Source organism: Bradyrhizobium semiaridum, assembly GCF_020329505.1.
Taxonomy (GTDB): Bacteria; Pseudomonadota; Alphaproteobacteria; order Rhizobiales; family Xanthobacteraceae; genus Bradyrhizobium; species Bradyrhizobium semiaridum.
This window is the reverse complement of the sequence record NZ_JAGKJJ010000012.1, coordinates 23,938-49,748: the sequence shown is the minus strand read 5'-3', so window position 1 is coordinate 49,748 and position 25,811 is coordinate 23,938. Positions and strand designations below refer to the sequence as shown.

The following is a 25,811-nucleotide window of genomic DNA, read 5'->3' as shown; positions in this document are numbered from 1 at the left end:
TCTGAAGAACGGCGTTCGAGAAACTCGCTAGCCGCGGCGGATTGTTGGACGTTCTGTTGCACGGTTTTCGACTTCGGTCGGCCTGAATTTGCGTCGATGACGTTGTGAACTTTCAGGAGGTTGTCCATTCGGCCCTGACCGGGAACTCTGAAGTCGCCAAACACCAGCGATTCGCGGAGAACCGAATGGACGTTCACAAGAATGCGCCTCTGACGCCGAAAGGTCGAGAGGCGATGGTGCGAAGTGTTGTTGAGCGAAGGCTGAGCCAGGCGGTCGCCGCGCGCCAGTTCAACACCACCGCGAAGACAGTCGCCAAGTGGGTCAAACGCTTCCGCGCGGACGGCGTGGATGGGTTGCGAGATCGTTCCTCACGGCCTCTTTCATCGCCAAGCCAAACCCCGGCAGCCACATGCGCAGCTGTCGAGACGTTCCGCCGGCAGCGCCACACCGGCAAACAGATCGCGCTCGAGGTCGGGATCTCAGCCGCAACTGTCAGCCGTATCCTGCGCCGGCTCGGTTTGAACAGATTGGCTGCTCTGGAGCCGGCCGAGCCGATCCGGCGCTATGAGCGCGAACGTCCCGGCGAACTGATCCACATCGACATCAAAAAGCTCGGCAAGTTCAATCGGATCGGCCATCGGATCACCGGCGATCGACAGGGGTCGAGCCGGCGCCTGTTACAAATCCTTCGCCTTCCAGAAGGCCTGCAAGCGCCTCGGCCTCAAGCACATCCGCACCAAGCCCTACACGCCAAAGACTAATGGCAAGGCTGAGCGCTTCATTCAAACCAGCCTACGAGAATGGGCTTACGCGCAGGCCTACAACACTTCTCAGGAACGAGCAGCGGAGTTGCCTCGATGGCTTCACCGCTACAACTGGCATCGTCCTCATGGCAGTATCGGCTCAAGGCCACCCATCAGCAGGCTCGACATGGCCGGGAATAACCTCTTGAGGCTCCACAGCTAGGGCTTACCAAGTCTTCGCCAAGCCACGCCGGAGACTTGGCTTCGTTCATACTATTCAAAGCGCGCGCTGCGCTGCCGCTCTTCTTCGGCCTCTTTCTTGCGCGCGCCCTCGATCTCGGTTCGCATGCGAGCCAGCGCCTCTGATTTCGCGTTCTGAAGGTCCGGACTGGCACTGACGTCAAGCTGCTCCAGCAACTTGAAACGGCCTTCCATCTCCGTCGCCCAAGAGCCGCCCCAGCTGTTGGGATAGAGCCGCTTGACGATGGTCGCGAGAATTTTGGTCGGATTAGGCGCGTTCCGCAGGAGCAATGGACCCAGCGGCGTCCACTGGCGAGGCGAAGAGTGATTGTCACTCGCAAAGAGAGAACCCGCGACGCCGAGGATCGGATAGCGCATATCTGGCTCGATCTGGCACCAACCAATCAACGTACTCGGCGGAACGCCATCAAGCGGGCTGGCCCGCCGCCGGGTGAGCTTTTCGACGAAACGAATGCCGGCCTTAACCGACGCCTCGTCGCCTGTAAACATTTCATCAAGTGTTACAATGGGTTGAACAACGAACAAGGCGTTCACCAGATCGTCGTAGTCGTGTGCGCGCAGCGTATAGTCAGCCGATGCTTCTTTGAGCATTCGAGTGAGTCGCCGAACGACCACCTCACCTTCTTTGCCGGCAAGGCACGCTTTCGCAAGTGAGCCGAGCTCGTGGTCCTCGCGTTGCACTTGGCGCTTGGAGTTGCCAAGCTCGAACTTCGAAAGAACGTGACGGCCTGCCTCAAGGGTTTCGAGGGCAGGCTCACGCTTAGCGGTGCGATCGGAAACAAGGCGCATCGAAACCATGTGCATCGCTGAATCAAGGCCATCCTTGTCGGTTAGCGCGGCGACCAGATCACGGAATGCAGGACCCGGAATTGGGTCGGACGCGCGGCCCCAAGCTAGGTGAGAATATCGCTCAATCGGCGACCGTCCTAACTCCAGTGAGCGGTGAATGCGGGCGATCCCACTATCATCAATGTGCACCGACGCCTGCAAATACGGAAACCAAGTCACTAGGGCTGGATTGGTCAGCGCGTCATCGAGCATGGCGTCGACGTCATCAGGCTGCAGTGCCTGCAGTCCGCTCAGAAACCCGCCCATGACAGTCGGGTTGCCATCTTGGGTCGCAGCTAATTGAGTTAGAAGGGCTTCCCATAGCAGGCGCGGCTCGTCGGCGCCCCACGCAAGTGCGGACCCCAACTGAAAAAGGCGGTGACCGTTGCCGCTAACCAGCTCCGGCAAAATTTCCTGAAGCGACTCGGTAGCGACGGCCAAATCCTTACCGAGTCGTTCAATCGCGACGGCCGTTCGCTTTTCCGCGGCGTCGTAGTCGTATTTGTCAAGGTCTTCTGCGTCATCCAACTCGTCGTAACCGAGGCCTCCGCCCTTCGCCTCCAAGACGATGCCCCGCACCTTGGCGACGAGGTCTTTGGGACGCAGGAACTCTTCTAGGGCTTTCAGTTTCGCTAATGATTCTGGTGAAAGCCGCTTGCTGTCGTAAGCTCTCGCTTGCCGAGTAGCGATCCAGCCATCTCTCCAAAACCCATTGCCGGCAAACGCGCGGGCCATCTTGTCGAGTTCGTCGCCGAGCTGAGCATTGGCCCATAACCCGCGAAACTCTCCTGCAATAGATTTCTTCACGCCATCGACCACGGGCAAATCGGACGCAGCGATCGTTTCAACGAGTTTCAGTGCCGATCCGAACCAATGTGTAATATCCGCATCGCTCCTGGGGTAGTAGCCATGGTCACGAGATCGCGCGCCAAATTCGAAAAGATAGCTCGATGAGAAGTGGTCTGTCTGCAATACCGCGTCGAGCGATTCCACGCCAAGCGCTTGCTGCTTAGCGTCAGGCGAGCGCAGAAGACTTTCGATGAGAGCCAGCCGTTGCTCAATAGTGGCGTGAGTGCCGGAGAGATAGATGTGCCCGAAAGACACGATGACGTTACCCGCGTCCTTATCGACATGTGAGTCCGTCCCAATCGCATGGAAGCGCAAGAGGAGCGCGGTGGAACGTTCGAAAAGCTTCGGATCGAACGCAAGTAAGCGGATCAAACTGATAAAGTTTTTGGAACGCTCCAGCGTTGCTGCGTCCGCCTTCCCAATCTCGCGTTCAAGAGCAGAGAGGACTAGCTCCGGCATTACAGGGGCAACGTTATGGAAGATTGCCTTACCGAGTTCGTCGAGGTCCAACACGTCAAATAAGAGCCCACCCGGAGCGAGCCATGCAGCAACAATAGTACAAGCTTCTTCGCTTGTGTCTAAATAGCCAAGCCGCCGCGAAAAGGAACGCAGCAAGCGTTCGGACTTACCATTTATGATGGCCGTGTTGATCCTCTGCGGCGGAATTTTCCGAAGGGCCATAGCCGCAAGCCTATTGGCAACGGCATGCGGCAATACGGCTCGCCACACGCCCCGTCGCTGCATCAGGTCGCGGCTGCGGAGTTCATCGACTCCCCTGTACATTTCATCGGCTGTTTTACCGATGAGACCACTTAAGATCGGCAACTCGGCATTATCGCCTTCAAGGTCTTCTCCCTGAAAAGAGTAGACCAGAGCACAAGCTTGGCCGATAAGAAGCAGCGTTTCATCAGGCTGATGACGCTGGTGAAACAGGCGGCGAAACAAGTCCTCGTCGCTCAGGCCTGCAACCGTCTCGTCTTTCTCAACGGTGCCAGCAAGCGCAATTGCGATGCGCGCATTGCCGCCGGAGAACTTAGCAACCGTACTGCAATCGATCTGAGATAGTTGCGGGAAGCGCCGGGCAACCAGCTTTTCAATAAGCTCGGTCGATGACGCCTCTAATGAGAATACGTCGGTTCCCTCCGGTTGGTCTTCGCGAATGTCGTACTCAACAGTTATAACGCTAAGCTTGCTGCCGCTGACTCGGACGATCTCGGAAAGCTTTCGGTGTAGATCGGGCGGGCAGTTGTCGATAACGAGGATCATCCGCCGGTTTTCGGCCAACAAATTCGCCGCAAGCTCCGAAGGCGGCGGATCTGGCGTATTAGCTACATCGGCGTACGCTGCGAGCGCTGGGTCGAGAGGGTTGTCTCCGATCTTGCCATCGAACAATGCTTCGACGAACCGTGTCTTACCGACACCAGACAAGCCGACAAGTCGCACCACCTTGCCCGGGGTTCGGAGTACATCCCGAATGCGGTTGATGCCTTCAATCGCGGAAAGCCCGTCGCCCTCGTCTTGAGTTCCTGTCCTGATCCTTGCGGCGTCATCGGCAAGATAATCGGTATTTTTTGCATCTGGCGTGTGTGACCACGTACCGTAAGGGTGCCAACCGGGAATAGCCTTGCCAATCTTCTTTCGGACCCAAGTAATGATGGCGGCATGATCGCGAACCCATGTCGCGACACGCCCCCGGTCCAGAAATTCCAACACAAGCTTATCCGCATGAGGAACGCCCTGCATGGCTTCAGCCATCGCCTCACGGCGATCCTTCAGAGCGGAGTCTGATGCTGAACCATCGCCGCTCACAATGATGTATGCACCAGACTCCTCGGCCAAGGCAGCAATGGACGGCCTTATCACGCCCTTCGGCTTCGGCCTCATCTCGTCGAGGATAGCGCTCCGAGGCATGTCGGACTTTTTGACTTGGAACCCCGATGACGGCTTCGGGATAAACCCGTCGGTCTGGGTCGTCGCAGGAAGCGAAACGCGCACATCAAGTCCGGCGTCTTTCGCGTTCTGGTTGCCGCCCCACGTTACGACGGAAACGGGAAGGTCACGGCGGCGCATTTCGGCCTCGCACAGCATGCCAATGAGGCTGCGCAGGTCTTCGTCACTCAATTCAGCAATATGGTCGCCCGTGATTTCGAACATGTCTTCAAAGAATCAAAGCCGCGTGGAGCGATAGAATCTTAGTGTGCGGCGCCGATACACGCGGTGGCAAGAATGCGGCGTATGGTCGTATGGTAGTGTAGGACAGTACTAGAATTCGAAATCCTTGATTTTAAGCCAATAGCGCCGCGGCCGCGCCGATTGATCAAAGCGCCAGGTGAGCCGAAGCCTGCTGCAACTGGCAAATAAAAAAGCCCGCCTCCGGAGAGCGGGCCTTCATCAGACTGTCAGCTCGGTCAGCGAGAAATCTGGAGCGGGCGAAGGGGCTCGAACCCTCGACCCCGACCTTGGCAAGGTCGTGCTCTACCACTGAGCTACACCCGCATCCGAGATGGCGGCGATCACTCGCCGGCAACGGCAGTCCTATGCCAAATGCGGACCATGAATGCAACACAAGAGCACGGTCCGAACCCGACGAAATAGCCTGAATTGCTTAAAAATTATGCTCGAATCGGCCCCAAACAAGTTGATTTGAAAATTTCTTCGCCTGAACCGCGGGAACCGGCCTCAGACCGTCATTGGGACCCCGGAGCGATTCGAGCCGCGCGACCGCGCGATCCACCCGGAACGGGATGGACCCGAAGCGATTGAATTTTGCAGGCTGACCGCCATTTAGCCTGACAGAACGGCTGAACCGGCCGGGCGGAGCGTGCTAGAACGCGCCCCTAGAATCTTCCGACCTCATGCGTCAAGACCAGGCGAGGACAACGTGACGATAATGGAGCAGGGCGGCCCCACGCCCCAGGCAGCGCCCGATCTGATCAAGGAGACGACGACCCAGACCTTCGTCAAGGACGTCATCGAGGAATCGCGCCGCCAGCCGGTCATGATCGATTTCTGGGCGCCCTGGTGCGGTCCGTGCCGTCAGCTGACGCCGATCCTGGAAAAGGCGGTCCGCAACGCCAAGGGCCGGGTCAAGCTGGTCAAGATGAACATCGACGAGCACCCGCAGATCCCGGGCCAGATGGGCATCCAGTCGATCCCGGCCGTGATCGCCTTCGTCAATGGCCAGCCGGCCGACGGCTTCATGGGCGCGGTGCCGGAGAGCCAGGTCAACGCCTTCATCGAGAAGATCACCAAGGGCGTGCCGGCCGCTGGCGAGCCTGATCTCGCCGAGATCGTCAAGGAGGCCGAGACCGTGCTCGCCGAGGGCGACGCCGCCGCGGCGGCACAGATCTATGCTGAGGTGCTGGCGCACGACGCCACCAACATCCCGGCGCTCGCCGGCCTTGCCAAGTGCTACGTCACGAAGGGCGCGATCGAGCAGGCCAAGCAGACGCTGGCGATGGTCCCCGAATCCAAGCGTGGCGACGCCGCGGTCTCGGCGGTGCAGGCGGCGATCGATCTCGCCGAGCAGGCGCAGTCGGTCGGTCCGGTTGCCGAGCTCGAACAGAAAGTCGCCGCAAACCCGCTGGATCATCAGGCGCGCTTCGATCTCGCCACGGCGCTGAATGCGATGGGCAAGCGCGCCGAGGCGACCGAGCAACTGCTCGCCATCGTCAAGCGCGATCGCAAGTGGAACGACGACGGCGCGCGCAAGCAGCTGGTGCAGTTCTTCGAGGCGTGGGGCGGCACCGACGAGGCCACCGTCGACGGGCGCAAGCGGTTGTCGACGATCCTCTTCTCCTGAAGCGCGACAGGGCCGCGCCTCAGTCTATGGGTCAGGCATGATCTCGTCGGAAAGCCGCTTCGCACTTTTCCGGATCATGCCTGGACCACGCCGGTAACAGCAGCGGGGCCGCAGATGCCGATCAATGCCGAATACCGCGGGCCGGCCGAGCTTCCGGAAGTGATCCCGGTGTTTCCGCTGCCGGGCGCGCTGCTGCTGCCGCGCGGCCAGATGCCGCTCAACATCTTCGAGCCGCGCTACCTCGCGATGGTCGACGATTCGCTGCGCGACGGGCACCGCCTGATCGGGATGATCCAGCCCGACGTGACGCATTCGCCGAAGGCGGCAACGCCGGTGCTGTTCCGCATCGGCTGCGTCGGCCGCATCACCCAGCTCGCCGAATCCGGCGACGGCCGCTACATCCTCGAACTGACCGGCATCTCACGCTTCAAGGTGATCGAGGAGCTCACGGTCTCGACGCCGTATCGCCAGTGCAAGGTCGACTTCTTCTCGTTCAGCGGCGACTTCACCGCGCGCAAGGGCGAAGAGGCGGTTGACCGCAAATCGCTGCTCGAAGTGCTCGCCGATTTTCTCAAGGTCAACAATCTGAAGGTCGATTGGGACGGCATCGAGGCCGCGCCGAACGAGGCGCTGGTCAACGCGCTCGCGATGATGTCGCCCTATGGCGCGGCGGAAAAGCAGGCGATGCTGGAAGCGCCCGACCTCAAGACCCGCGCCGAAATCCTGATCGCGATCACCGAGATGGACCTCGCCAAGAAGCGCACCAGCGGCGACCCGCCGGTGCAGTAGGCGCCGACACGCCTCTTCCACCTCTCCCCGACGCGGAGAGGTCGATTTGCGCGGCAAATCGGGTGAGGCACCTCAGCACCCACGAGAGACCGTAACCCCTCACCCGGCGCTGCGCGCCGACCTCTCCCAAAGGGAGAGGTGAAGTTGCGCTGCTGCCCCGGCCTAGGAGTGATGGCGAATCTCTTTGCGCCCGGTGAGCATTGCGCGCACGAGATTCTGCCGCTGCATGAGCCCCATCACGACGACGCCGAGCACATGCACCACGACAAGGATCATCACCGCGTCGGATGAATAAGCGTGGGTGTCCTCGACCCACCAGACGCCAAAAAAGGTCGTCGTCACCGACATCGCGCCGGTGACCACCGAGACGGCGAGCGAGAGCAGCAGCGCCACCAGCATCGCGGTGCCGGCGGGATTGAGCCCGATATAGCGACCGGTGATGCCGCGGCGCAGATTCCAGATGTAGCGCGGCGCGGCGCGCAGCCTGACGCCGATCATCCTGAAGCGTGAATAGCGCGAGCCGCCGAAGCCCCACACCAGCCGAAACACCAGCAGCCCGATCACGGCATAGCCGACGAGCCTGTGAGCACGGTCGTAGGTGTTGGGCGTGAACCACGCCACCAGCACGAGGATGGCGAGCAGCCAGTGCCAGAGCCGCAGCGGCAGATCCCAGACCTGCACTGTCAGCGGCGCTGCGCGCTGCGCGGAGTCTCGTCCGGTCGCAGCACGCGTTCCTGGCAACGCCTCGTCCATCGGCCTCAGTTCGCTCGACGACAGCTCACTTCGCGATCGTGTGCTTCAGGCTGAGATCTTCCGGGCTGTAGAACAGCTCGTAGAGCTTGCCTTCCTTGACGCCGTACACCTCGTAGCAGGAGCCCTCGACCTTCGAGCGGCGAACCTCGTAGCCGGCCGCCTTGGCCTTGGCTTCGGCTTCGCTGGCCGGCTTCCACGAGGCCTTGTCGAGCTTGGTGCAGTTCTTGAAGCCGTCGGCAAGCGCCGCCGATCCGCTGAAGCCCAGAACCGACACTGCAAGCACAACACTCCGAATGACTTTCACGCGCATTTCCCCCTCCGTTGACGATCATGCGCGAAAGCCATCGCGCAAGGCACACGAGTGAAGGAAACGAAGGTGGTTGCCAAGTCAAGGCGACGGGGCGAAAGCCACGCTTAGAGGGATTCTAACGGCCGCGAAAAACGCTTTGCTGCTCGTGTGCAATTCGCTTTCGGCCGCACGGCGCGGCCTTACGCCTCAGATGGTCCGATCGGCCTTTCCGCGGTCAGCACGCGGCACCGGCAAGTGCGTGGCGAACAAGCGGACGGTGCTTCGGTGCCGGGGTGCGCCCGCCGATCATCTGCGCGACCTTCTCGCCCTGCACCGCCGGGCTGAAGTGGAAGCCCTGCACCTCGGCGCAGGCGTCGGCGCGCAGGATCTCGAACTGTTCCCGGGTTTCGACGCCTTCGGCCGTCGTGGTCTTGCCGAGGCTGACGGCAAAGCGGACCACCGCGCGCGCAATGCGGCGCGACTCGTCGGTCGTTCCGGACAATTCGGAGACGAAGCTGCGGTCGATCTTGACCTTGTCGAACGGAAACTTCTGCAGGAAGCTGAGTGACGAATAGCCGGTGCCGAAATCGTCGAGCGCGATCCGGACGCCGAGATCGTGCAGCTGGTTCAGCGCAGCGAACACCGCCTCGCTATCGTGAATGATCGCCGTCTCGGTGACCTCGAGTTCGAGCCGGTGCGGCGCGATGCCCGCGCTCGCCAGCGCGCGCACCACCACCGGGACCAGCTCCGGGCTCCTGAACTGCGCGGGCGACAGATTGACCGCGATCTTGACGTCGTCGGGCCATTTGGCCGCTTCGGCACAGGCCGTCAGCAGCACCCATTCGCCGAGCGGCACGATCAGGCCGGTCTCCTCCGCCAGCGGAATGAACTGCGCCGGCGACACCATGCCGCGCTGCGGATGGTGCCAGCGCAGCAGCGCCTCGAAGCCGGAAGTCTCCCCGCTCTCGACGTTGATGAAGGGCTGATAGTGCAGCTCGAACTCGCCATTGGCGAGCGCGCTGCGCATGTCGCGCTCGAGCTTGCGCCGCGCCTGCAGCTGGCGGTCGAGCTCCGGCTCGAAGAAGCGGTACGAGCCGCGGCCGCAGCTCTTGGCCGAATAGAGCGCGAGATCGGCGCTGCGCAGGATCTCATCCGAATCGGCGCCGTCGCGCGGCGCGATCGCGATGCCGATACTGGTCGTGGTGGTGACGCGGTGATGGCCGAGATCGACCGGATCGCTGAGCCCCTTCCTGATCTGTTCGGCGAGCTGACCGGCATCCGCGACCGGATCGGTGACATAGTCGATCACGGCGAACTCGTCGCCGCCGAGCCGGGCGATCAGCGTCGTCTCGCTGACGCAGCGGCGCAGCCGCTCCGCTACCGCCTGCAGCAGCGTGTCGCCGGCCGGATGGCCGAGCGTGTCGTTGATCTCCTTGAAGCGGTCGAGATCGAGCATCAGCACCGCAAGGTTCGCGCCGTCGCGCCGGATCACCGACAGCGCATGCTCCATCCGCTCCTTGAGCAGCACCCGGTTCGGCAGATCGGTCAGCGCGTCGTGCTGCGCCATGTGAGTGATCTTGGCTTCGGAGCGCAGCTGCTCGGTGACGTCGCGATGCGTCGCGACCCAGCCGCCGCCGGGCATCGGCTCGCGCGTGACGCAGATTTGCCGGCCGTCGGCGAGCTCGTCGATGCGGCTGCTGCTGGCATCGGCCGGCAGCGCGTTCAAGGTCGCGAGCACCTGCGTCGCCGCATTGTCGCTGGTGTCGCCCTTCAGAATGCCGTTCGCGATCCGGTGGCGGATGATGTCGCGGTGCGCAGTGCCCGGCACCAGCAGCTCCGGCGGCAGGCTGTAGATGCCGGCGTAGCGCTCATTGCACACGACGAGGCGTTTCTCCGCATCGAACATGCAGAGCCCCTCGCCCATGTGGTTGATCGCCGTATCGAGCCGCAGCCTCTGCTGCTCGAGCTCGTGCTGCGACGCCTCGACCTGCTGACGCGCCAGCGAGAGCTGGCTGATGATCGCCTCGAAGCGGCTTGTGCGCAGCGCCATACGGCGATCCGCCATCACGCCGACCAGGCTCATCCCGAGCACCGACAGCGCCACGCCGGCGATCGCGGCCGCGAGGAAATTGGGCGAGAGCTGCAGGGCGTCGGTGGCCCGCAGCGGATCCGGCACGATCTCGACCGCGCCCATCGCGGTGAAGTGGTGCGAGACGATCGCGAGCGTCAGAAGCAGCGCCGCGGCCAGCGACATCCGCCGGCCTTGATGGCGGACCGCGATCGCCAGCGCGGCGTAGCCGAACAGCATGCCGAGCACGATGGAGGCAATGACGAGATCGACCGACCAGACGACGCGGCCCGGCACTTCGAGCGCCCACATGCCGAGATAATGCATGCTTGCGATGCCGGCTCCGATCACCGCGCCGCCGACCGGCGCGCGCCAGCGACTGCCGGACTCGGTGACGGCGAAACCGAGGCCGCCCGAGGTCAGCACCATCGCCGCGGCGAGCGAGACCGCGGTCAGCGCGATGCCATATCCGGTCGGAACCCCCGGCTCATAGGCGAGCATGGCGATGAAATGCGTCGCCCAGATGCCGTAGCCGATCGCGGCGCCCGCGATCGCGATCCAGAGCTGTCGCGTCCGCGCCTGCGATGCGATGGCGCGGTGGAAGATGTTGATGGCCACGACGCTGGCGGCGAAGCAGACCAATCCGGCGAGCAGAACAAGCCGCCAGTCATGCTCACCGGAAATGCACGTCAGGACACGGAACATTGCGTCGGCCCATCGTTGTCGGATCAACAACCTAGGCCAGTTGAATTTTCTTCTCGATAATTTTTCGCAACTTTCGATGGCATGGTTATCCGCGCGTAAGCCGATTCCGCACCGAAATTGATGGCTCCATAAATTTCGCGACGGTTGCAACGGCTTGCAGTTCCCGATGCGCGTTCCCCGCTAATAGCCAGCGATGGCCAGTGCCACGACGGCGCTCATCCCGACCCAGCCGACGTGGCGGCCGCGCGTCGCCAGCGCATTTCCGAGCGCTGCGACGCCGAACACGACGCCGAGCGTGGCGATCAACCAATGCCGGGCGGCATCGCTCGCCATCATAGGCGCGGCGACGAGCAGCACGCCGCCGCCGATCCAGGCGATGGTTCCCGCCTGCCATACCAGGCGGAGCAGCAACCGCAGGCGCGGCGGCTCGATCGTGGCCCGCGCGAACACCCTCGTCTCGCCGAGAATGCCGTGCGCCACGCTGACGATGATGGCGAGGAGGCCGGCGCCCTGCAGCAGGAAATCACGCATCGCGATATTTCCATACAGTTGTGTATGGAGATCGTTTATGGCACCGGCGGCTGGCGCGTGTCAATACACTTGTGTATGGTCGGCGCGGACGGGGAAACATGACCGAACAGCTCTCGGCAAAGCACTGGCTCGACCTCGGCCTGAAGACGCTGGCGAAGAGCGGCTTCACCGCGCTCAAGGCCGAGCTGCTGGCGAAGGCGATGGGCGTCTCACGCGGCAGCTTCTACTGGCACTTCGCCGACATCGGCGCCTACCATGCCGCGATCCTCAATCATTGGCGCGAGGTGATGGCCGAGCAGGTGATCGCCGAGTTCGAAACGATGCCGAACGGCGAGGACGCGCTGGCGCTGCTGCTGCGCCGCGCTTTTGCGGCGCGGCTGGGGCTGGAACGCGCGGTGCGCAGCTGGGCGACCGTCGATCCGGAAGCGCGCGCCGCCGTGCACGCGGTCGACCAGCGCCGCATCGGCTATATCGAAAGCCTGCTCCGGCAGGCCGGATTTCCTGACGACGTGGCGCGCGGCCGGGCGCAGATCTTCTACTGGGCCTTTATCGGCTTCGCGCTCTCGGAACAGGCGCAGCCGAAAGCGCGCCAGGAGGCCGCGCTCGACGAGCTGTTGCGGATGGCAAAGCGCTCGCCGTCATGACTTCCGTCAGTTGAATGTGCTAGAGCATGATCCGGAAAAGTGCGAAGCGGTTTTTGAAAAGATCATGCTCAAACAAAGAGCTCAGGCGCGATGACAATTCAACCAAACCTGATCGCGCTTTAGAGCAAGGCCAGCCGGAGACCGCAATGAATTCCACGCCCGACCATCTCGAAAGCACCGCCGACCCGAAGCTGCTCGAAATTCTGGTGTGCCCGATCACCAAGGGCCCGCTGGAGTTCGACGCTGCAAAGCAGGAACTGATCTCGCGCTCCGCCAAGCTCGCCTATCCGATCCGCGACGGCATCCCGATCATGCTGCCGGAAGAGGCAAGGAAGATCGATTGAGAAGAGGGCGAATGGTGAATAGCGAATAGTGAATGGACTCTATTCGCTACTCCCTATTCGCCATTCGCCCCTAAAGCGCCTCGCCCTTCAATAGTCGCGGCACTTCGCCGGATAGTCCCGCCGCTTGCCGGATGAACATCTCCTTCAGCGGCGGCGTGCGGTCGACCAGACCGAGGCCGATGTCGCGCACGGTGCGCAGCAGCGTCGATTCGTTGGAGAACAGCAGGTTCAGCGAATTGGTGGCGACGCCCATCGCCATCGTGTCGAAGCGGCGCCAGCGCTGGTAGCGCTCCAGCACGTCGGCCTGTCCGAGATCCATGCCGAGCCGCGCCGCGTCGACCACGACCTCGGCGAGCGCCGCGACGTCCTTCAGGCCCATATTGAGACCCTGACCGGCGATCGGATGGATCACATGCGCGGCGTCGCCGATCAGTGCCAGGCGCTCGGCGATGAAGGAGCGCGCGACGAAATAGCCGAGCGGGAAGGCGCGGGGCTTGTCGAGCGCCTTGATCTCGCCGAGATGCAGGCCGAAGCGCTGCTCGAGCTCGGCGTGAAATTCCTCGTCGCTCAGCGCGGTGATGCGCTCGGCACCCTTGCGCGTCTCGGTCCACACCAGCGACGAGCGGTTGCCGGTCAGCGGCAGGATCGCGAACGGGCCCGCGGGCAGGAAATGCTCTTCGGCGCGGCCATTGTGCTCGCGCTCATGGCCGACGGTGACGACGATGCCGGATTGATCATAGTCCCAGCCGTGGGTGGCGATGCCGGCGCGTTCGCGCAATTTCGAGCGCGCGCCGTCGGCGGCGACCAGCAGGCTTGCGTCGATCACGCTGCCGTCGGCGAATGTCACGTTGATGCCGTCAGGGCGGGACTCGAAGGTCGACACCGCTGTTGCCCGCAGCTCGACGCCCTCGGCCTCGGCGCGCGCAGCCAGCGCGTCGATCAGATAGCGGTTCTCGACCATATGCGCGAACGGCTCGCCCGGCTCGACATTGCCGGCGAAGGTCAGGAACACCGGCCGCGTCGCGTCCTCCAGCTTGGAGTCGGTCACGACCATGTCGGTGATCGGCTGCGCGGTCGGCGCGACCTGGCCCCAGACACCGAGCGTCTCGAACAGCCGCCGGCACGCCGCCACGATCGCGGTCGCGCGCGGGTCGCGGCTCGGCCGCATGGCGAGCGCCGGATCGGCCACGATCACGCCGATATCGGGTCCGAGCCCTTGGCGCAGCGCCACCGCCAGCGCCAGCCCGGCAAACGCGCCCCCGCAGATGACGATACTTCGCTGTGACGGCATGCCCTATCCTTACGCGATTGGCGCTCTCAGACTGTGCTTGCTACCTGATAATAGCTGGGCGAAACAGGGGATTGAAACAAGAGCGGTTAACCTGCCCAGGCGTCATTCCGGGGCGCGCGCAGCGCGAATCCGGAATCCATCAGACCGCATGTTCCGTGGATGAATGGATTCCGGGCTCTCGCTTCGCGAGCCCGGAATGACGGGGTGCAGCCGAAACGAAAGCCATCCATGTCCAAGAGCCTGATCGACTTGCTGTCCATCCTCGATCTCGAGCAGCTCGAGGTGAATCTGTTCCGCGGCAACAGCCCGAAGACGAGCTGGCAGCGGGTGTTCGGCGGCCAGGTGATCGGCCAGGCGATGGTGGCGGCGTGCCGCACCGTCGAGGGCCGGCTGCCGCATTCGATCCATTGCTATTTCATCCTGCCCGGCGATCCGCAGATCCCGATCATCTACCAGGTCGAGCGGCTGCGCGACGGCAAGAGCTACACGACGCGCCGCGTCACCGCGATCCAGCACGGCAATGCGATCTTCTCCATCATGGTCTCGTTCCACGCCGAGGAAGAGAGCAACTTCAATCACCAGGAGAAGATGCCGGACGTGCCGCCGCCGGAGAAGCTCACCGCGGAGGAAGTCTCCAAGCAGCCGATGTTCAAGGAGATGCCGGAATTCATCCGCCGCTATTATGAGAGCGACCGGCCGATCGAGCTGCGCCCGGTCGAGCTCGGCCGCTATTTCGGCCAGGCCATCGACGACGGCCGCATCCACGTCTGGATCCGCACCGCGGCGAAACTGCCCGACGATCCGGCGCTGCATCTGTGCGCGCTGGCCTATGCGTCGGACTTCTCGCTGCTCGACGCCGTGATGGCGCGCTACGGCCGCACGCTGTTCGACAAGCGCATGATGCCGGCGAGCCTCGACCACGCGATGTGGTTTCACCGCCCGTTCCGCGCCGATGAATGGCTGCTCTATGCGCAGGATTCGCCGAGCGCGCAGGCAGGCCGCGGCCTGACCCGCGGCCTGATCTTCAAGCCCGACGGCACGCTGGTGGCGTCAGTCGCGCAGGAAGGTTCGGTGCGCGAGCGCAGGTAGAGCATGATCCGAAAAAGTGCGAAGCGGTTTTCCGAAAAGATCATGCGCCAACAAGGAGCTTACACGCTGACGAAGCCGCTGCGCTCGACCACGGCGAATTGCGCGACGAACCAGTTGCTGTACCAGCGCAGCACCCAGGGAATCGGGATCAGGAACGCGCAGCCGATCGTGAACACGATGGTTCGCCACAGCATGTCGAGGCCCGACGCGTTGAAGGTGATCTCGCGGCGCGAGCCTTCGATGTTGCGGCAGATCCAGCGCATCCAAGCCGTCAGTACCCAGGCCCAGCCGATGATCGTAATGGCAGAGATCACCATCAGCAGGTACCAGCCGATATAGACCGCAGCGCTGCCCTTGAACGAGATCGGCAGGTCCTGGCCGTTCGAGCTGAGCCGGCTGATGAACCAGCGCACGATCATCCATTGCAGGAACGCCTGCAGCACCAGCGAGAGCAGCGACAGAAGCGTGCTGTCGGCGAGGCCGGCATAGGCCATCAGGCCGAGCACGATGAAGACGTACCAGATGTCGAGCGGCTGCCCGGTGAAGCCGAGATTGGGCCGGCCCGGCACCTGGATGTTGGGAGTGGCCCAGCGATACAGGCCGGTCGCGGTCCACGGCGCGGGGATGACGAGAAACTGGCCGATCACCATCAGCAGCGTGCGTCCGAACAAGCCCCAGATCGGAAAATCGGCCGACAGCGCCCCGCCGTTGTAGCTCGCCGATGCCACGACCGGCGGCGGTCCGCCGGCCCGCGGATACACCGGCGCTGCGACGCTGCCCGGAACCAAGCCGGGAATTTCACCGGCCTTCTGCCAGCCCGCCATGCCCTCGGTCCACACCAGCGTGTCGGCCCGCACCATGCCGCGGGCGATCAAGTCGCGAAGCTGCGTCTCCGGCAGGGGACCCTTCTGTTGGCCATCGGCTGCATAAAACCAGTTTCGGTTCGACATTTCTTGTTTCCTCAAGGCGTGCGTGGACACGCTTTAGGGGCAAACAGGCCAACTGGATCGCTGGCCGGGCGGGAAAGCGGCATTCTGGCCGAGGGTTTTCGTTCCGTATAGTGAGGGAGCTCACCGCTTGCGCATGTTTTCCGCTTCAACCTGCAACTTTTTTGTGCCATTTGCCCAGAAAGCTGCCAAATTCGCTGGGCGCAAAAGCCGCCTCCGGAGCGGCAGTTTGCCGCCCCCGGGGGGACCGGGCGCGAGCGAAGAACCCTCGAGGGAATGAAGGCCTGAACCATGAAACTCGTCGTCGCGATCATCAAACCGTTCAAGCTGGACGAGGTGCGCCAGGCGCTGACTGCGATCGGTGTCCACGGCATGACCGTGACCGAGGTGAAGGGCTATGGCCGCCAGAAGGGCCATACCGAGATCTATCGCGGCGCCGAATATGTCGTGAACTTCCTGCCCAAGCTGCGGATCGAGATCGCCGTCGATACCGACCTCGCCGAGAAGGCGGTCAGCGTCATCACCCAGCATGCGCGCACCGGCCAGATCGGCGACGGCAAGATATTCGTCACCCCGATCGACCATGCCCTGCGCATCCGCACCGGCGAGACCGATCGCGACGCACTGTAATTTTCGAGCGAGATCAGCGCCGGCAACGTCGCCGGCGAGACACCGTCAAGAAACGACCACACGCCGGGGAATGATAATGGGGGCACGGGCTCTTCGCGCAGCGATTTCAGCTGCGCCGATCAATGCTGTAATCCTGCTCGCGCTGGGCACACCGGCCTTCGCGCAAGACGCGACCGCGAGCTCCGGCATCAATGCCGCTGACACCGCCTGGATGATCGTCGCCACCGCGCTGGTGCTGATGATGACGATCCCGGGGCTGGCGCTGTTCTACTCCGGCATGGTGCGCAAGAAAAACGTGCTCGCGACGATGGCGCAGAGCCTGTCGGCGGTCGCGATCGTCTCGATCCTCTGGGTCACCTTCGGCTATTCGCTGAGCTTCGTCGGCGACGGCCCGTGGCTCGGCGGGCTCGACCGCTGGTTCCTCGCCGGCATGACGATGGACGGTGTCAACCCGGCGGCGAAGACGATCCCGGAAGCGCTGTTCATGCTGTACCAGATGACGTTCGCGATCATCACAGTGGCGCTGGTGGCCGGCTCGGTCGCCGACCGCATGCGGTTTTCCGCCTACCTGTTGTTCTCGGTCGGCTGGTTCATCTTCGTCTATGTGCCGCTGGCGCATTGGGTGTGGGGCGGCGGCTTTCTCGCCACGACAGGCACCGTCGATTTCGCCGGCGGCCTCGTCGTGCATCTCTCGGCTGGCATCAGCGGCCTAGTCGCGGCCAAGGTGATGGGCAGTCGCCACGGCTACGGCAACGACAACCTCTCCCCGTTCGATCTGTCGCTCGCGGTGATGGGCACCGGCCTGCTCTGGGTCGGCTGGTTCGGCTTCAACGGCGGCTCGGCGCTGGCGGCCAATTCGCGCGCGGTGATGGCGATCACGGCGACACATCTCGCCGCCTGCGCCGGCGCCCTGACCTGGGGGGCGATCGAGTGGGCGACGCGCCGCAAGCCGTCGGTGCTCGGCATGATCTCGGGCGCGGTCGCCGGCCTCGGCACCATCACGCCGGCCTCCGGTTTCGTCGCGCCATGGCACGGCGTGATCATCGGCATCGTCGCCGGCGTGGTCTGCTACTGGGCCTGCACCTGGCTGAAGCACCGCTTCAAATACGACGATTCGCTCGACGTCTTCGGCGTGCACGGCATCGGCGGCATGACTGGCACGCTGCTCGCCGGCATCTTCGCGAGCTCGGCGATCGGCGGCTCCGCCGGCCTGCTCGAGGGCAATCCGCAGCAGCTGCTGTTCCAGCTCTACGGCGTCGCCGTCACGCTGATCTGGTGCGGCGGCGTCACCTTCGTGCTGCTGAAGCTGGTCAGCGCGTTCGTGCCGCTGCGCGTCTCGCTGCAGCAGGAGCTGGAAGGCCTCGACATCTCCCAGCACGGCGAAGCGCTGCAGTAGCCTCTTCCGGTCCGCCGTCACCGCGAGCGAACCGAAGCAATCCATTTCCAGCGCATGTGCGGATGGATGGATTGCTTGGTCGCTACGCTCCTCGCGATGACGGGCCCCATTTTGATTATCACGATACCGCTAATCTGCCGATGCGCTGGGCACGATTATGTCCGGAGTTGGCTCTGCCTGCGTTTTGACCAGTCCTGATGAGATTCTAGGCGCGACGGAATAGCGCAGGGCACACCACCTCGCGCAAAGCGGGAAAAGGTCCGGATTCATAAACCGTTAGCGAATGCCCACCGTCTTGGCACGGCATTTGATTCTAAGGGTCCCGGCTGTGCCCGCGTAGTGGATGCCCTCCGCGTGGTGAACCTCAGTCGCAATCTCCCGGTGTTCGTTTGGCACCGGATCCAAGCGGGGATAGGACTCATGAAAATTGTTATGGCGATCATTAAGCCATTCAAGCTCGAAGAGGTCCGTGACGCCCTGACCGCCATTGGCGTTCACGGTCTCACGGTGACGGAAGTCAAAGGCTACGGCCGGCAGAAAGGCCACACGGAAATCTATCGCGGCGCCGAATATGCCGTGAGCTTCCTGCCCAAGATCAAGATCGAGGTCGCAGTCGCCTCCGATCAAGTCGACAAGACCATCGACGCCATCACCTCGGCCGCCAAGACCGGCCAGATCGGCGACGGCAAGATCTTCGTCATCAGCCTCGAGCACGCCGTGCGCATCCGCACCGGCGAGGCCGATGCTGCGGCCCTCTGATTTCGCGCTCAAACTTACAAGACCTCAGGAGTGAAATGATATGACGTTCAAGCGTCCCTATGGCGCGGGACTGGCGGCCTTCGCAGTCGGCCTGTTTGCCGCGACCGCCGCCTACGCAGAGCCAACCGTCAACAAGGGCGACAACGCCTGGATGCTGACCTCGACGGTGCTGGTGCTGCTGATGACCATCCCGGGCCTCGCACTGTTCTACGGCGGCCTGGTCCGTTCCAAGAACATGCTCTCGGTGCTGGCGCAGGTATTCTACACCGTGTGCCTCGTCACCGTGCTGTGGGCCCTCTACGGCTACAGCCTCGCCTTCACCGGCGGTTCCGACTTCATCGGCGGCTTCTCCAAGGCGTTCCTGATGGGCGTCACCACCGACTCGAAGGTCGCGACCTTCTCGGTCGACGCCAATATCTCTGAACTCGTCTACATCTGCTTCCAGATGACCTTCGCGGCGATCACCCCGGCCCTGATCGTCGGCGCCTTCGCCGAGCGCATGAAGTTCGCGGCGATCGCGCTGTTCATCCCGCTCTGGGTGACGCTGATCTACTTCCCGATCGCGCACATGGTCTGGTACTGGCCGGGCCCGGACGCGATCCAGGATGCCGCCAAGGCGCTCGCCGCCGCGGCTGACGGTGCGGCCAAGACCGCGGCGCAGGCCAAGCTCGACGAGATCAACGCCGACGCCGGCTGGATCTTCAAGAAGGGTGCGATCGACTTTGCCGGCGGCACCGTCGTGCACATCAACGCCGGCATCGCCGGCCTCGTCGGCGCGCTCCTGATCGGCAAGCGCACCGGCTACGGCAAGGAGCTGATGGCGCCGCACTCGCTGACCATGACCATGATCGGCGCCTCGCTGCTCTGGGTCGGCTGGTTCGGCTTCAACGCCGGCTCCAACCTCGAAGCCAATGGCGGCGCCGCGCTCGCCATGACCAACTCCTTCGTGGCCACGGCCGCGGCGGCGCTGTCGTGGATGTTCGCGGAGTGGATCATCAAGGGGCATCCCTCGCTGCTTGGCGCGCTCTCGGGCGCGGTCGCGGGTCTCGTCGCGGTGACGCCGGCGGCCGGTTACTCCGGTCCGATGGGTGCCATCGTGCTCGGCATCGCGGTCGGCGTGGTCTGCCTGTTCTTCTGTACGGTCGTGAAGAACGCGCTCGGCTATGACGATTCGCTCGACGTGTTCGGCGTCCACTGCGTCGGCGGCATCGTCGGCGCGCTCGGCACCGGCATCCTGGTCAACCCGGCGCTCGGCGGCGCTGGCATCATCGACTACACCGCGATCCCGCCCAAGGTCGCCGATTACGACTTCGCGGCGCAGATGATCTCGCAGTGCTGGGGCGTCGCCACCACGCTGGTGTGGTCGGGCATCGGCTCGGCGATCCTCTACAAGATCGTCGACGTGATCGTCGGCCTGCGCGCCAACGTCGAGACCGAACGTGAAGGCCTCGACATCACCGAGCACACCGAGCGCGCCTACAACATGTGAGTTCTCCCGGGGCGCGACCTCTCCAAGCGGTCGTTCCCAGAACTACGGTCCGGGCACATACCCGGCAATGTCCGGACCGTTGAGGGGCTCCAGCGCAAGTTGGAGCCCCTTTCTTTTTGCTAGCGCTTGAGAAAAAATTGTCACCGGGCCGCGCCTGCATGGAATGATCTGGCCGGCAAATAACCAGGGGAGGACGTCATGAAGCTCGAAGGCGGATGCTATTGCGGCAAGGTGCGCTATCAGGCCGAGGGCGAGCCGATGATGGCGGCGCAGTGTCTGTGCCGCGAATGCCAGTACATCTCGGGCGGCGGGCCCAATCTGTTCATGGCGATGCCGGTTTCCGGCTTCAAATACACTGCGAGCGAACCTAAGCAGTTCACCCGCAGCGACCTCGCGCGCGCCGTGACGCGCGAGTTCTGCGCCGAATGCGGCACGCATCTGGTGACCAAGGTGCCGGGCCTGCCCGCCACCATCCTCAAGGTCGGCACCTTCGACGATCCCTCGGTGTTCACCCCGCAGATGACCATCTACACCTGCGACAAGCAGACCTTCCATCACGTCCCCGAGGGCAAGCCGTCATTCGAGAAGCTGCCGGCGCGGTAGCGCGTGCGGCAAGCCACGCTCGTCATGCCCGGACTTGGGGGCATCCATCCCGCTTCGTAAGACTCGTCTGGATCGATGGATGCCCGGGTCAAGCCCGGGCATGACGAGCTGTGGACCGGCGATCGGTGCGTAGCCCGGATGGAGCGCAGCGCAATCCGGGAACTGTCTCGCCGCGGAGGACCTGCCTCGGACTTCGCTTCGCTGCATCCGGGCTACGGGATCTATCCAGGCAGCTTCCGCACCCTCCATCGCCGCATCAGGCGTCGCGTGCCCCACCAGACCACGGCGATCACGGGAAGCCACGGCACTGCTGCGGCGATGAACCAGATCAGCCAGGAGACGGAATTGACCGCCGTCTGGTTGATCGCATTGGAGGCCTGGTAGATCGGAGACAGGTCGGCCCCGCCGATTTGCCTGGCGGCGCCGACATATGAAATGTCGATCCGTATCGTGTCGGTGCGGGTCCGCAGGCTGTCGCGCTGCGCCGTGATGGCTTCGATCTCGCTCTGCGCCTGCGCCAGCTCGCGCTCGATCGTGATCAGATCGGCGGCTGTCTTCACGGTCTGATCGCGCAACATCGCGGTGAGGCGATCGCGCAGCACGGTTTTCGCCTCAAGCCGCCGCTCCGCGTCGACGATCGGCGCTGTCATGTCCTCCGCCGATTGCGCATGGATAATGATTTGCGCCGGCGGCGCGGCCAGCGCGGCAGCGAACGCATCGAAGGATTCCGGCTTGATGCGGACCGATGTGCGCGCACCGATGCGTCCTTCATTGGCGCGGTCGATCGATGTGCTCAGGACGGAGCAGCCGAGCCGCACGCATTCGGCCAGATGCTTCTGCTGGACGGCCTCGGTCTCGGCGCTCGGAACGCGAAGCGTATAGCGATGCGTGATTGCCAATGACTGCCTGGCAGCCTGCGCGCTACCCGGCAGTGCCGCGCCGGCCACTGGCAAATCGGACTGCGCTGAATTGTTCGGCGCCGGCGCGCACGCCGCCAGCAACGGCAGCAGCAGAACCATCGCCCCCAACGGCCGGCCGGTCACCCTCATCATGTCCCCACCCCAGGTTGTACGGTTCCAGAAGTAGATCGGGAACATTGCGGCAGGGTGGTGGCCGTCATTGCCGGAAGCCAGCACGTAGTCCGGATGGAGCGAAGCGAGATCCGGAAACGGCCTCGCCGCAGGACAGAACCGCCCCGGATTTCGCTTCGCGGCATCCGGGCTACCGTTCCCCATCCAGGCCAATATCCGCGCGGCCGCCGATGGTTAATCGCGTCTTAACCTCGCCCTATCTATGGTGACTTGATCGGTTTACGGTCGGCCCTCCTCATTCCGACCGCAGTGAAAGTGCTGGCGCTTCAAACATGGCAATGACCGCCTCATCCGGCGTGGCGCAGGGCGCCGGCAATGTCGCACCCGGCCAGGCCGAGCGCTCCCCCTTCGTGCGGACCACCGAGCTGCTGGCGCCCTACCGACCGGCTAAGCCCTTGATTACGCTGTCAGTTGGCGAGCCGCAGCATCCGGTGCCGGACTTCGTCGGGCCGGTGCTGGCCAAGCACACCGCCGATTTCGGCCGCTATCCGTTGGCCAAGGGCATCGAGCCGTTCCGCCGCGCGGCGGCGGCCTGGCTGTCGAGCCGGTTCCAGCTGCCGCGTCCGGTCGATCCGGAGAGCGAGGTGCTGGTGCTCAATGGCAGCCGCGAGGGGCTGTTCTTCGCGGCGATCACCGCCGCGCGCTACGTCAGCCCGCGAAAAGGGCGTCCGGCGGTCCTGATGCCGAATCCGTTCTATCCGGCCTATGGCGCGGGCGCCCGCGCTGCCGGCTGCGAGCAGATCCATTTGCCGACCACGCTCGCCAACGGTTTCCTGCCCGACCTCGATGCGATCGACGAGGCGACATGGGCGCGTACCGTGGCGTTCTTCATCGCCTCGCCGGCGAATCCGCAAGGCTCGGTCGCCTCGCGTGCCTATTTCACGCGGCTGAAGCAGCTCGCCGACCGCCACGGCTTCATCATCCTCTCCGACGAATGCTATTCGGAGATCTACACCCGCGAAGCGCCGGGCAGCATGCTGGAATGCGCGGGACCCGACTTCACCAACGTGGTCGCGTTCCAATCGCTGTCGAAGCGCTCGAACCTGCCGGGCATGCGGGTCGGCTTCGCCGCCGGTGATAAAAAGTTTCTGGCCGCGTTCCTCGAGCTGCGCAACGTCGCGGCGCCGCAGGTGCCGGTGCCGCTGCAGCATGTCGCGGTCGCCGCCTACAGCGACGAGGCGCATGTCGAGGAGAACCGGCGGCTCTATCGCATCAAGTTCGATTTCGCCGACCAGATCCTCGGCAGCCGCTACGGCTACAAGCGGCCGGCCGGCGGCTTCTGCGTCTGGCTCGACGTTTCCGATCGCGGCGGTGACGAGGCCGTGACGGTGCAGCTCTATCGCGACGCCGGCGTGCGGGTGATTCCCGGCAGCTATCTGGCGCGCGAGCAGAACGACGGTTTCAATCCGGGCGCGGGCTATATCCGCCTTGCGCTGGTCTCCGACAGTGAATCCACGGCCGAGGCATTGCATCGGCTGGTCGAAACCCTGGGTTAATCGGCAAGCGCGAAGATTGAGTATGCCTGCAATCGAACGTGTCATCCCCCTGGTCGGCCACCTGCCGCTCTCGCTGCGCGAGGCGCTGGTGCGGCGGCTGCGCGAGCTGGCCGGCCTCGGCCTGATCGCGCTGTCGGGCGTCGTCGCCGCGGCGCTGATGACCTGGTCGGTGCAGGATCCCTCGCTGAGCCACGCCACCTCGCGCGCGATCCGCAACGTCGTCGGTTATCCCGGCGCGATCGGCGCCGACCTCTTGATGCAGATCCTCGGGCTCGGCGCCATCATGCTGATCCTGCCGGTGTCGGACCGCCTGGCCGCTCCCGACCGGGCTCGGCGGCGTGATCGGCGATGCGCTGTTCCGCGCGCCGGCGGTGGCATTCGGCCCGCCCGGGTTCATCTATCGCGTCGTGCTTGGCTTGATCCTATTCGTGGCGATGGCGGCGAGCTTCGTGTTCGCTTGCGGCTGGGGCGCCAGGGAGCAGGACGACGAACTGACGCCGATTGCGGATAACGACGAGCCGTTCGTCGAAGAGGACGAGGGCGACAGCAGCTCGGTCTCGCTGGGCTGGCTGTTCCACGCGCTGATGAGCGCCAAGGCGCGGCTCGGCTGGCTGATCACGACCGCCTATAAATCGCTGGTGTCGAGCGCCTCGCAGGGCCGCGCCGCCGCGTTCGAGCGCCAGGAACCCAATATCGGCGGCGGCCGCGCCGCGCCCTCGATCACGCCGGCCGAGCATGATGAGGACGAGGACGACGCCGAACATTTCGACCACGGCGGCGATGGTGAGGAAGACGAGGACGACGTAGCTCCGGTCGCCCGCACCCCGCGCAAAAAGACAGAACCGAAGCCGAAGAAAAAGAGCTCGGACAAGTTCGAGCTGCCGTCGGTCTCGGTGCTCAGCGCGCCGAAGGCGAGCGATCGCCAGCCGTTGAGCAAGGCCGAGCTGGAGACCAACTCGCGCTCGCTGGAAGGCGTGCTGCAGGACTTCGGCGTGCGCGGCGAGATCGTCAAAGCCAATCCGGGCCCAGTGGTCACGCTGTACGAGCTTGAGCCGGCGCCCGGCATCAAGTCGTCGCGCGTGATCGGCCTGTCCGACGACATCGCGCGCTCGATGAGCGCGCTGTCGGCCCGCGTTGCCGTCGTCGCCGGCCGCAACGCGATCGGCATCGAGCTGCCGAACGCGCATCGCGAGAAGGTTTATCTGCGCGAGCTCCTGGTCGCCAAGGAGAGCACCGAATCGGTGGCGAAGCTGCCGCTGTGCCTCGGCAAGACGATCGGCGGCGATCCCGTCATCATCGACCTCGCCCGCACGCCGCATATGCTGATCGCCGGCACGACCGGCTCCGGCAAATCGGTCGCCATCAACACCATGATCTTGAGCTTGCTCTACCGGCTGCGCCCGGACCAGTGCCGCCTGATCATGGTCGACCCGAAGATGCTCGAACTCTCCGTCTATGACGGCATCCCGCATCTGCTGACGCCCGTCGTCACCGATCCGAAGAAGGCGGTGGTCGCGCTGAAATGGGCGGTGCGCGAGATGGAAGAGCGCTACAAGCGGATGGCCAAGCTCGGCGTCCGCAACATCGACGGCTACAATCAGCGCCTCATCGAAGCCAGGGCCAAGGGCGAGGAGCTGACGCGCACCGTGCATACCGGCTTCGACAAGGAGACCGGCAAGGCGATCTACGAGGAGGAGAAGCTCGACCTCGAGCCGCTGCCCTACATCGTCATCATCGTCGACGAGATGGCCGACCTGATGATGGTCGCCGGCAAGGACATCGAAGGCGCGGTGCAGCGCCTCGCACAGATGGCGCGCGCCGCCGGCCTGCATGTGATCCTCGCCACACAGCGCCCGTCGGTCGACGTCATCACCGGCACCATCAAGGCCAACTTCCCGACCCGCATCGCCTTCCAGGTGACGTCGAAGATCGACAGCCGCACCATCCTCGGCGAGATGGGCGCCGAGCAGCTGCTCGGCCAGGGAGACATGCTTTACATGGCAGGCGGCGGCCGCATCAGCCGCGTGCACGGCCCGTTCGCATCCGACGAGGAAGTCGAGAAGGTGGTGCGTCATCTGAAGACGCAAGGCGCGCCGGAATATCTCGAAGCGGTGACCGCGGAAGAGCCTGCCGAGGGCGAGGACGGCGCGGTGTTCGATTCCACCGGCATGGGCGGCGACGGCGGCGGCGACCTGTTCACGCAGGCGGTTGCGATCGTCAAGCGCGACCGCAAGGCGTCGACCTCCTACATTCAGCGCCGGCTGCAAATCGGTTATAACCGCGCCGCTTCCCTGATGGAGCGCATGGAACTGGAAGGTATCGTCGGCCCGGCGAACCACGCCGGAAAACGTGAAATCCTGGTCGGCGAGGAAGAGGGCCAGTTCTGACCAAACACCACGGAAAAGCCATATCCG

The 25,811-nt window shown here is 63.9% G+C and carries 21 protein-coding genes, 1 tRNA gene and 1 pseudogene; 14 read left to right on the top strand and 9 right to left on the bottom strand.

All coding sequences use genetic code 11. The annotated features are described in order from the left end of the window. Positions 1-185 precede the first annotated feature (185 nt). Positions 186-966 (top strand): annotated as a pseudogene (locus J6500_RS16045) (integrase core domain-containing protein). Positions 967-1,016: 50 nt separating this feature from the next. On the opposite strand, the gene J6500_RS16040 reads toward J6500_RS16045, so the two are convergent. Together J6500_RS16040 and J6500_RS16035 are read right to left on the bottom strand one after the other, a co-directional pair. Next, positions 1,017-4,835: a hypothetical protein gene (locus J6500_RS16040; RefSeq protein WP_225713667.1), complete on the bottom strand. Its 3,819-nt coding sequence runs from the start codon at positions 4,833-4,835 to the stop codon at positions 1,017-1,019. Between the two features lie 267 nt (positions 4,836-5,102). Then, positions 5,103-5,177 (bottom strand) — tRNA-Gly (locus J6500_RS16035). A gap of 385 nt (positions 5,178-5,562) precedes the next feature. Between J6500_RS16035 and trxA the strand changes: the two genes are divergently transcribed. Continuing rightward, entirely contained in the window at positions 5,563-6,483 is a 921-nt protein-coding gene (gene trxA, locus J6500_RS16030) for a thioredoxin (protein WP_376707815.1), read from the top strand. Positions 6,484-6,597: 114 nt separating this feature from the next. Then, a complete protein-coding gene (locus tag J6500_RS16025; RefSeq protein WP_225713666.1) occupies positions 6,598-7,272 on the top strand; it encodes an LON peptidase substrate-binding domain-containing protein in 675 nt (224 codons plus the stop codon). 162 nt (positions 7,273-7,434) lie between these two features. On the opposite strand, the gene J6500_RS16020 is transcribed toward J6500_RS16025, so the two are convergent. From J6500_RS16020 to J6500_RS16005, 4 genes are all read right to left on the bottom strand, one after another. Beyond that, positions 7,435-8,025, bottom strand: coding sequence for a cytochrome b/b6 domain-containing protein (locus tag J6500_RS16020; protein WP_225713665.1), 591 nt, complete (start codon positions 8,023-8,025; stop codon positions 7,435-7,437). A 25-nt stretch (positions 8,026-8,050) separates the two neighbouring features. Next, on the bottom strand, positions 8,051-8,329 hold the full coding sequence (locus J6500_RS16015; RefSeq protein ID WP_225713664.1) for a PepSY domain-containing protein: 279 nt from the start codon (positions 8,327-8,329) through the stop codon (positions 8,051-8,053). Positions 8,330-8,549: 220 nt separating this feature from the next. After that, positions 8,550-11,087 carry a bifunctional diguanylate cyclase/phosphodiesterase gene (locus J6500_RS16010; RefSeq protein ID WP_225713663.1) on the bottom strand — a complete coding sequence of 846 codons (2,538 nt, stop codon included), beginning with the start codon at positions 11,085-11,087 and terminating at the stop codon, positions 8,550-8,552. 180 nt (positions 11,088-11,267) lie between these two features. After that, the gene (locus tag J6500_RS16005) at positions 11,268-11,618 is read right to left on the bottom strand and encodes a hypothetical protein (RefSeq protein ID WP_225713662.1); all 351 of its coding nucleotides are present in this window, start codon (positions 11,616-11,618) and stop codon (positions 11,268-11,270) included. A 98-nt stretch (positions 11,619-11,716) separates the two neighbouring features. On the opposite strand from J6500_RS16005, the gene J6500_RS16000 reads away from it, so the two are divergent. Then, the gene (locus J6500_RS16000; protein WP_225713661.1) at positions 11,717-12,262 is read left to right on the top strand and encodes a TetR/AcrR family transcriptional regulator; all 546 of its coding nucleotides are present in this window, start codon (positions 11,717-11,719) and stop codon (positions 12,260-12,262) included. A 146-nt stretch (positions 12,263-12,408) separates the two neighbouring features. Beyond that, positions 12,409-12,606, top strand: a complete 198-nt coding sequence (locus J6500_RS15995; protein ID WP_044539258.1) for a Trm112 family protein — start codon at positions 12,409-12,411, stop codon at positions 12,604-12,606. 70 nt (positions 12,607-12,676) lie between these two features. Here J6500_RS15995 and J6500_RS15990 read toward each other — a convergent pair whose 3' ends face one another. Continuing rightward, positions 12,677-13,897, bottom strand: a complete 1,221-nt coding sequence (locus J6500_RS15990; RefSeq protein WP_225713660.1) for a ubiquinone biosynthesis hydroxylase — start codon at positions 13,895-13,897, stop codon at positions 12,677-12,679. Positions 13,898-14,125: 228 nt separating this feature from the next. Here J6500_RS15990 and tesB point away from each other — a divergent pair, with 228 nt between their 5' ends. After that, positions 14,126-14,986 (top strand): acyl-CoA thioesterase II, encoded by an 861-nt coding sequence (gene tesB / locus J6500_RS15985; protein ID WP_225713659.1) that lies wholly within the window; start codon positions 14,126-14,128, stop codon positions 14,984-14,986. Between the two features lie 59 nt (positions 14,987-15,045). Here the strand turns inward: tesB and J6500_RS15980 are convergent, their stop codons facing one another. Further along, the gene (locus J6500_RS15980; RefSeq protein ID WP_225713658.1) at positions 15,046-15,936 is read right to left on the bottom strand and encodes a DUF4339 domain-containing protein; all 891 of its coding nucleotides are present in this window, start codon (positions 15,934-15,936) and stop codon (positions 15,046-15,048) included. Positions 15,937-16,224: 288 nt separating this feature from the next. On the opposite strand from J6500_RS15980, the gene J6500_RS15975 reads away from it, so the two are divergent. The 5 genes from J6500_RS15975 to J6500_RS15955 all read left to right on the top strand — a co-directional run bounded on the left by J6500_RS15975 (position 16,225) and on the right by J6500_RS15955 (position 20,810). Beyond that, the gene (locus tag J6500_RS15975) at positions 16,225-16,563 is read left to right on the top strand and encodes a P-II family nitrogen regulator (RefSeq protein WP_225713657.1); all 339 of its coding nucleotides are present in this window, start codon (positions 16,225-16,227) and stop codon (positions 16,561-16,563) included. Between the two features lie 76 nt (positions 16,564-16,639). Beyond that, positions 16,640-17,959: an ammonium transporter gene (locus J6500_RS15970; protein ID WP_225713656.1), complete on the top strand. Its 1,320-nt coding sequence runs from the start codon at positions 16,640-16,642 to the stop codon at positions 17,957-17,959. 420 nt (positions 17,960-18,379) lie between these two features. Next, positions 18,380-18,718, top strand: a complete 339-nt coding sequence (locus J6500_RS15965) for a P-II family nitrogen regulator (protein WP_029080945.1) — start codon at positions 18,380-18,382, stop codon at positions 18,716-18,718. A gap of 40 nt (positions 18,719-18,758) precedes the next feature. Then, positions 18,759-20,207, top strand: a complete 1,449-nt coding sequence (locus tag J6500_RS15960) for an ammonium transporter (protein ID WP_225713655.1) — start codon at positions 18,759-18,761, stop codon at positions 20,205-20,207. A gap of 198 nt (positions 20,208-20,405) precedes the next feature. Then, positions 20,406-20,810 carry a GFA family protein gene (locus J6500_RS15955; protein ID WP_225713654.1) on the top strand — a complete coding sequence of 135 codons (405 nt, stop codon included), beginning with the start codon at positions 20,406-20,408 and terminating at the stop codon, positions 20,808-20,810. Positions 20,811-21,031: 221 nt separating this feature from the next. Here the strand turns inward: J6500_RS15955 and J6500_RS15950 are convergent, their stop codons facing one another. Then, positions 21,032-21,862, bottom strand: a complete 831-nt coding sequence (locus J6500_RS15950) for a DUF4349 domain-containing protein (RefSeq protein WP_225713653.1) — start codon at positions 21,860-21,862, stop codon at positions 21,032-21,034. A 311-nt stretch (positions 21,863-22,173) separates the two neighbouring features. On the opposite strand from J6500_RS15950, the gene J6500_RS15945 reads away from it, so the two are divergent. The 3 genes from J6500_RS15945 to J6500_RS15940 are packed head-to-tail and all read left to right on the top strand — an operon-like array spanning position 22,174 to position 25,784. Continuing rightward, a complete protein-coding gene (locus tag J6500_RS15945; protein WP_225713652.1) occupies positions 22,174-23,397 on the top strand; it encodes an aminotransferase class I/II-fold pyridoxal phosphate-dependent enzyme in 1,224 nt (407 codons plus the stop codon). A 22-nt stretch (positions 23,398-23,419) separates the two neighbouring features. Further along, entirely contained in the window at positions 23,420-23,908 is a 489-nt protein-coding gene (locus J6500_RS32220; protein ID WP_376707814.1) for a DNA translocase FtsK 4TM domain-containing protein, read from the top strand. Continuing rightward, the gene (locus tag J6500_RS15940) at positions 23,814-25,784 is read left to right on the top strand and encodes a DNA translocase FtsK (RefSeq protein ID WP_376707813.1); all 1,971 of its coding nucleotides are present in this window, start codon (positions 23,814-23,816) and stop codon (positions 25,782-25,784) included. The genes J6500_RS32220 and J6500_RS15940 overlap by 95 nt, the downstream gene beginning before the upstream one ends. Positions 25,785-25,811: the final 27 nt, after the last annotated feature.

Coding starts and splice junctions, on each gene's coding strand:
- J6500_RS16025 (WP_225713666.1), top strand. CDS start 6,598: ATGCCGATCAATGCCGAATACCGCGGGCCGGCCGAGCTTCCGGAAGTG.
- J6500_RS15975 (WP_225713657.1), top strand. CDS start 16,225: ATGAAACTCGTCGTCGCGATCATCAAACCGTTCAAGCTGGACGAGGTG.
- J6500_RS16020 (WP_225713665.1), bottom strand. CDS start 8,025: ATGGACGAGGCGTTGCCAGGAACGCGTGCTGCGACCGGACGAGACTCC.
- J6500_RS15950 (WP_225713653.1), bottom strand. CDS start 21,862: ATGATGAGGGTGACCGGCCGGCCGTTGGGGGCGATGGTTCTGCTGCTG.
- J6500_RS15990 (WP_225713660.1), bottom strand. CDS start 13,897: ATGCCGTCACAGCGAAGTATCGTCATCTGCGGGGGCGCGTTTGCCGGG.
- tesB (WP_225713659.1), top strand. CDS start 14,126: ATGTCCAAGAGCCTGATCGACTTGCTGTCCATCCTCGATCTCGAGCAG.
- J6500_RS15945 (WP_225713652.1), top strand. CDS start 22,174: ATGGCAATGACCGCCTCATCCGGCGTGGCGCAGGGCGCCGGCAATGTC.
- J6500_RS32220 (WP_376707814.1), top strand. CDS start 23,420: ATGCCTGCAATCGAACGTGTCATCCCCCTGGTCGGCCACCTGCCGCTC.
- J6500_RS15970 (WP_225713656.1), top strand. CDS start 16,640: ATGGGGGCACGGGCTCTTCGCGCAGCGATTTCAGCTGCGCCGATCAAT.
- J6500_RS16010 (WP_225713663.1), bottom strand. CDS start 11,087: ATGTTCCGTGTCCTGACGTGCATTTCCGGTGAGCATGACTGGCGGCTT.
- J6500_RS15965 (WP_029080945.1), top strand. CDS start 18,380: ATGAAAATTGTTATGGCGATCATTAAGCCATTCAAGCTCGAAGAGGTC.
- J6500_RS16000 (WP_225713661.1), top strand. CDS start 11,717: ATGACCGAACAGCTCTCGGCAAAGCACTGGCTCGACCTCGGCCTGAAG.
- J6500_RS16005 (WP_225713662.1), bottom strand. CDS start 11,618: ATGCGTGATTTCCTGCTGCAGGGCGCCGGCCTCCTCGCCATCATCGTC.
- J6500_RS15995 (WP_044539258.1), top strand. CDS start 12,409: ATGAATTCCACGCCCGACCATCTCGAAAGCACCGCCGACCCGAAGCTG.
- J6500_RS15960 (WP_225713655.1), top strand. CDS start 18,759: ATGACGTTCAAGCGTCCCTATGGCGCGGGACTGGCGGCCTTCGCAGTC.
- J6500_RS15955 (WP_225713654.1), top strand. CDS start 20,406: ATGAAGCTCGAAGGCGGATGCTATTGCGGCAAGGTGCGCTATCAGGCC.
- J6500_RS15980 (WP_225713658.1), bottom strand. CDS start 15,936: ATGTCGAACCGAAACTGGTTTTATGCAGCCGATGGCCAACAGAAGGGT.
- J6500_RS16040 (WP_225713667.1), bottom strand. CDS start 4,835: ATGTTCGAAATCACGGGCGACCATATTGCTGAATTGAGTGACGAAGAC.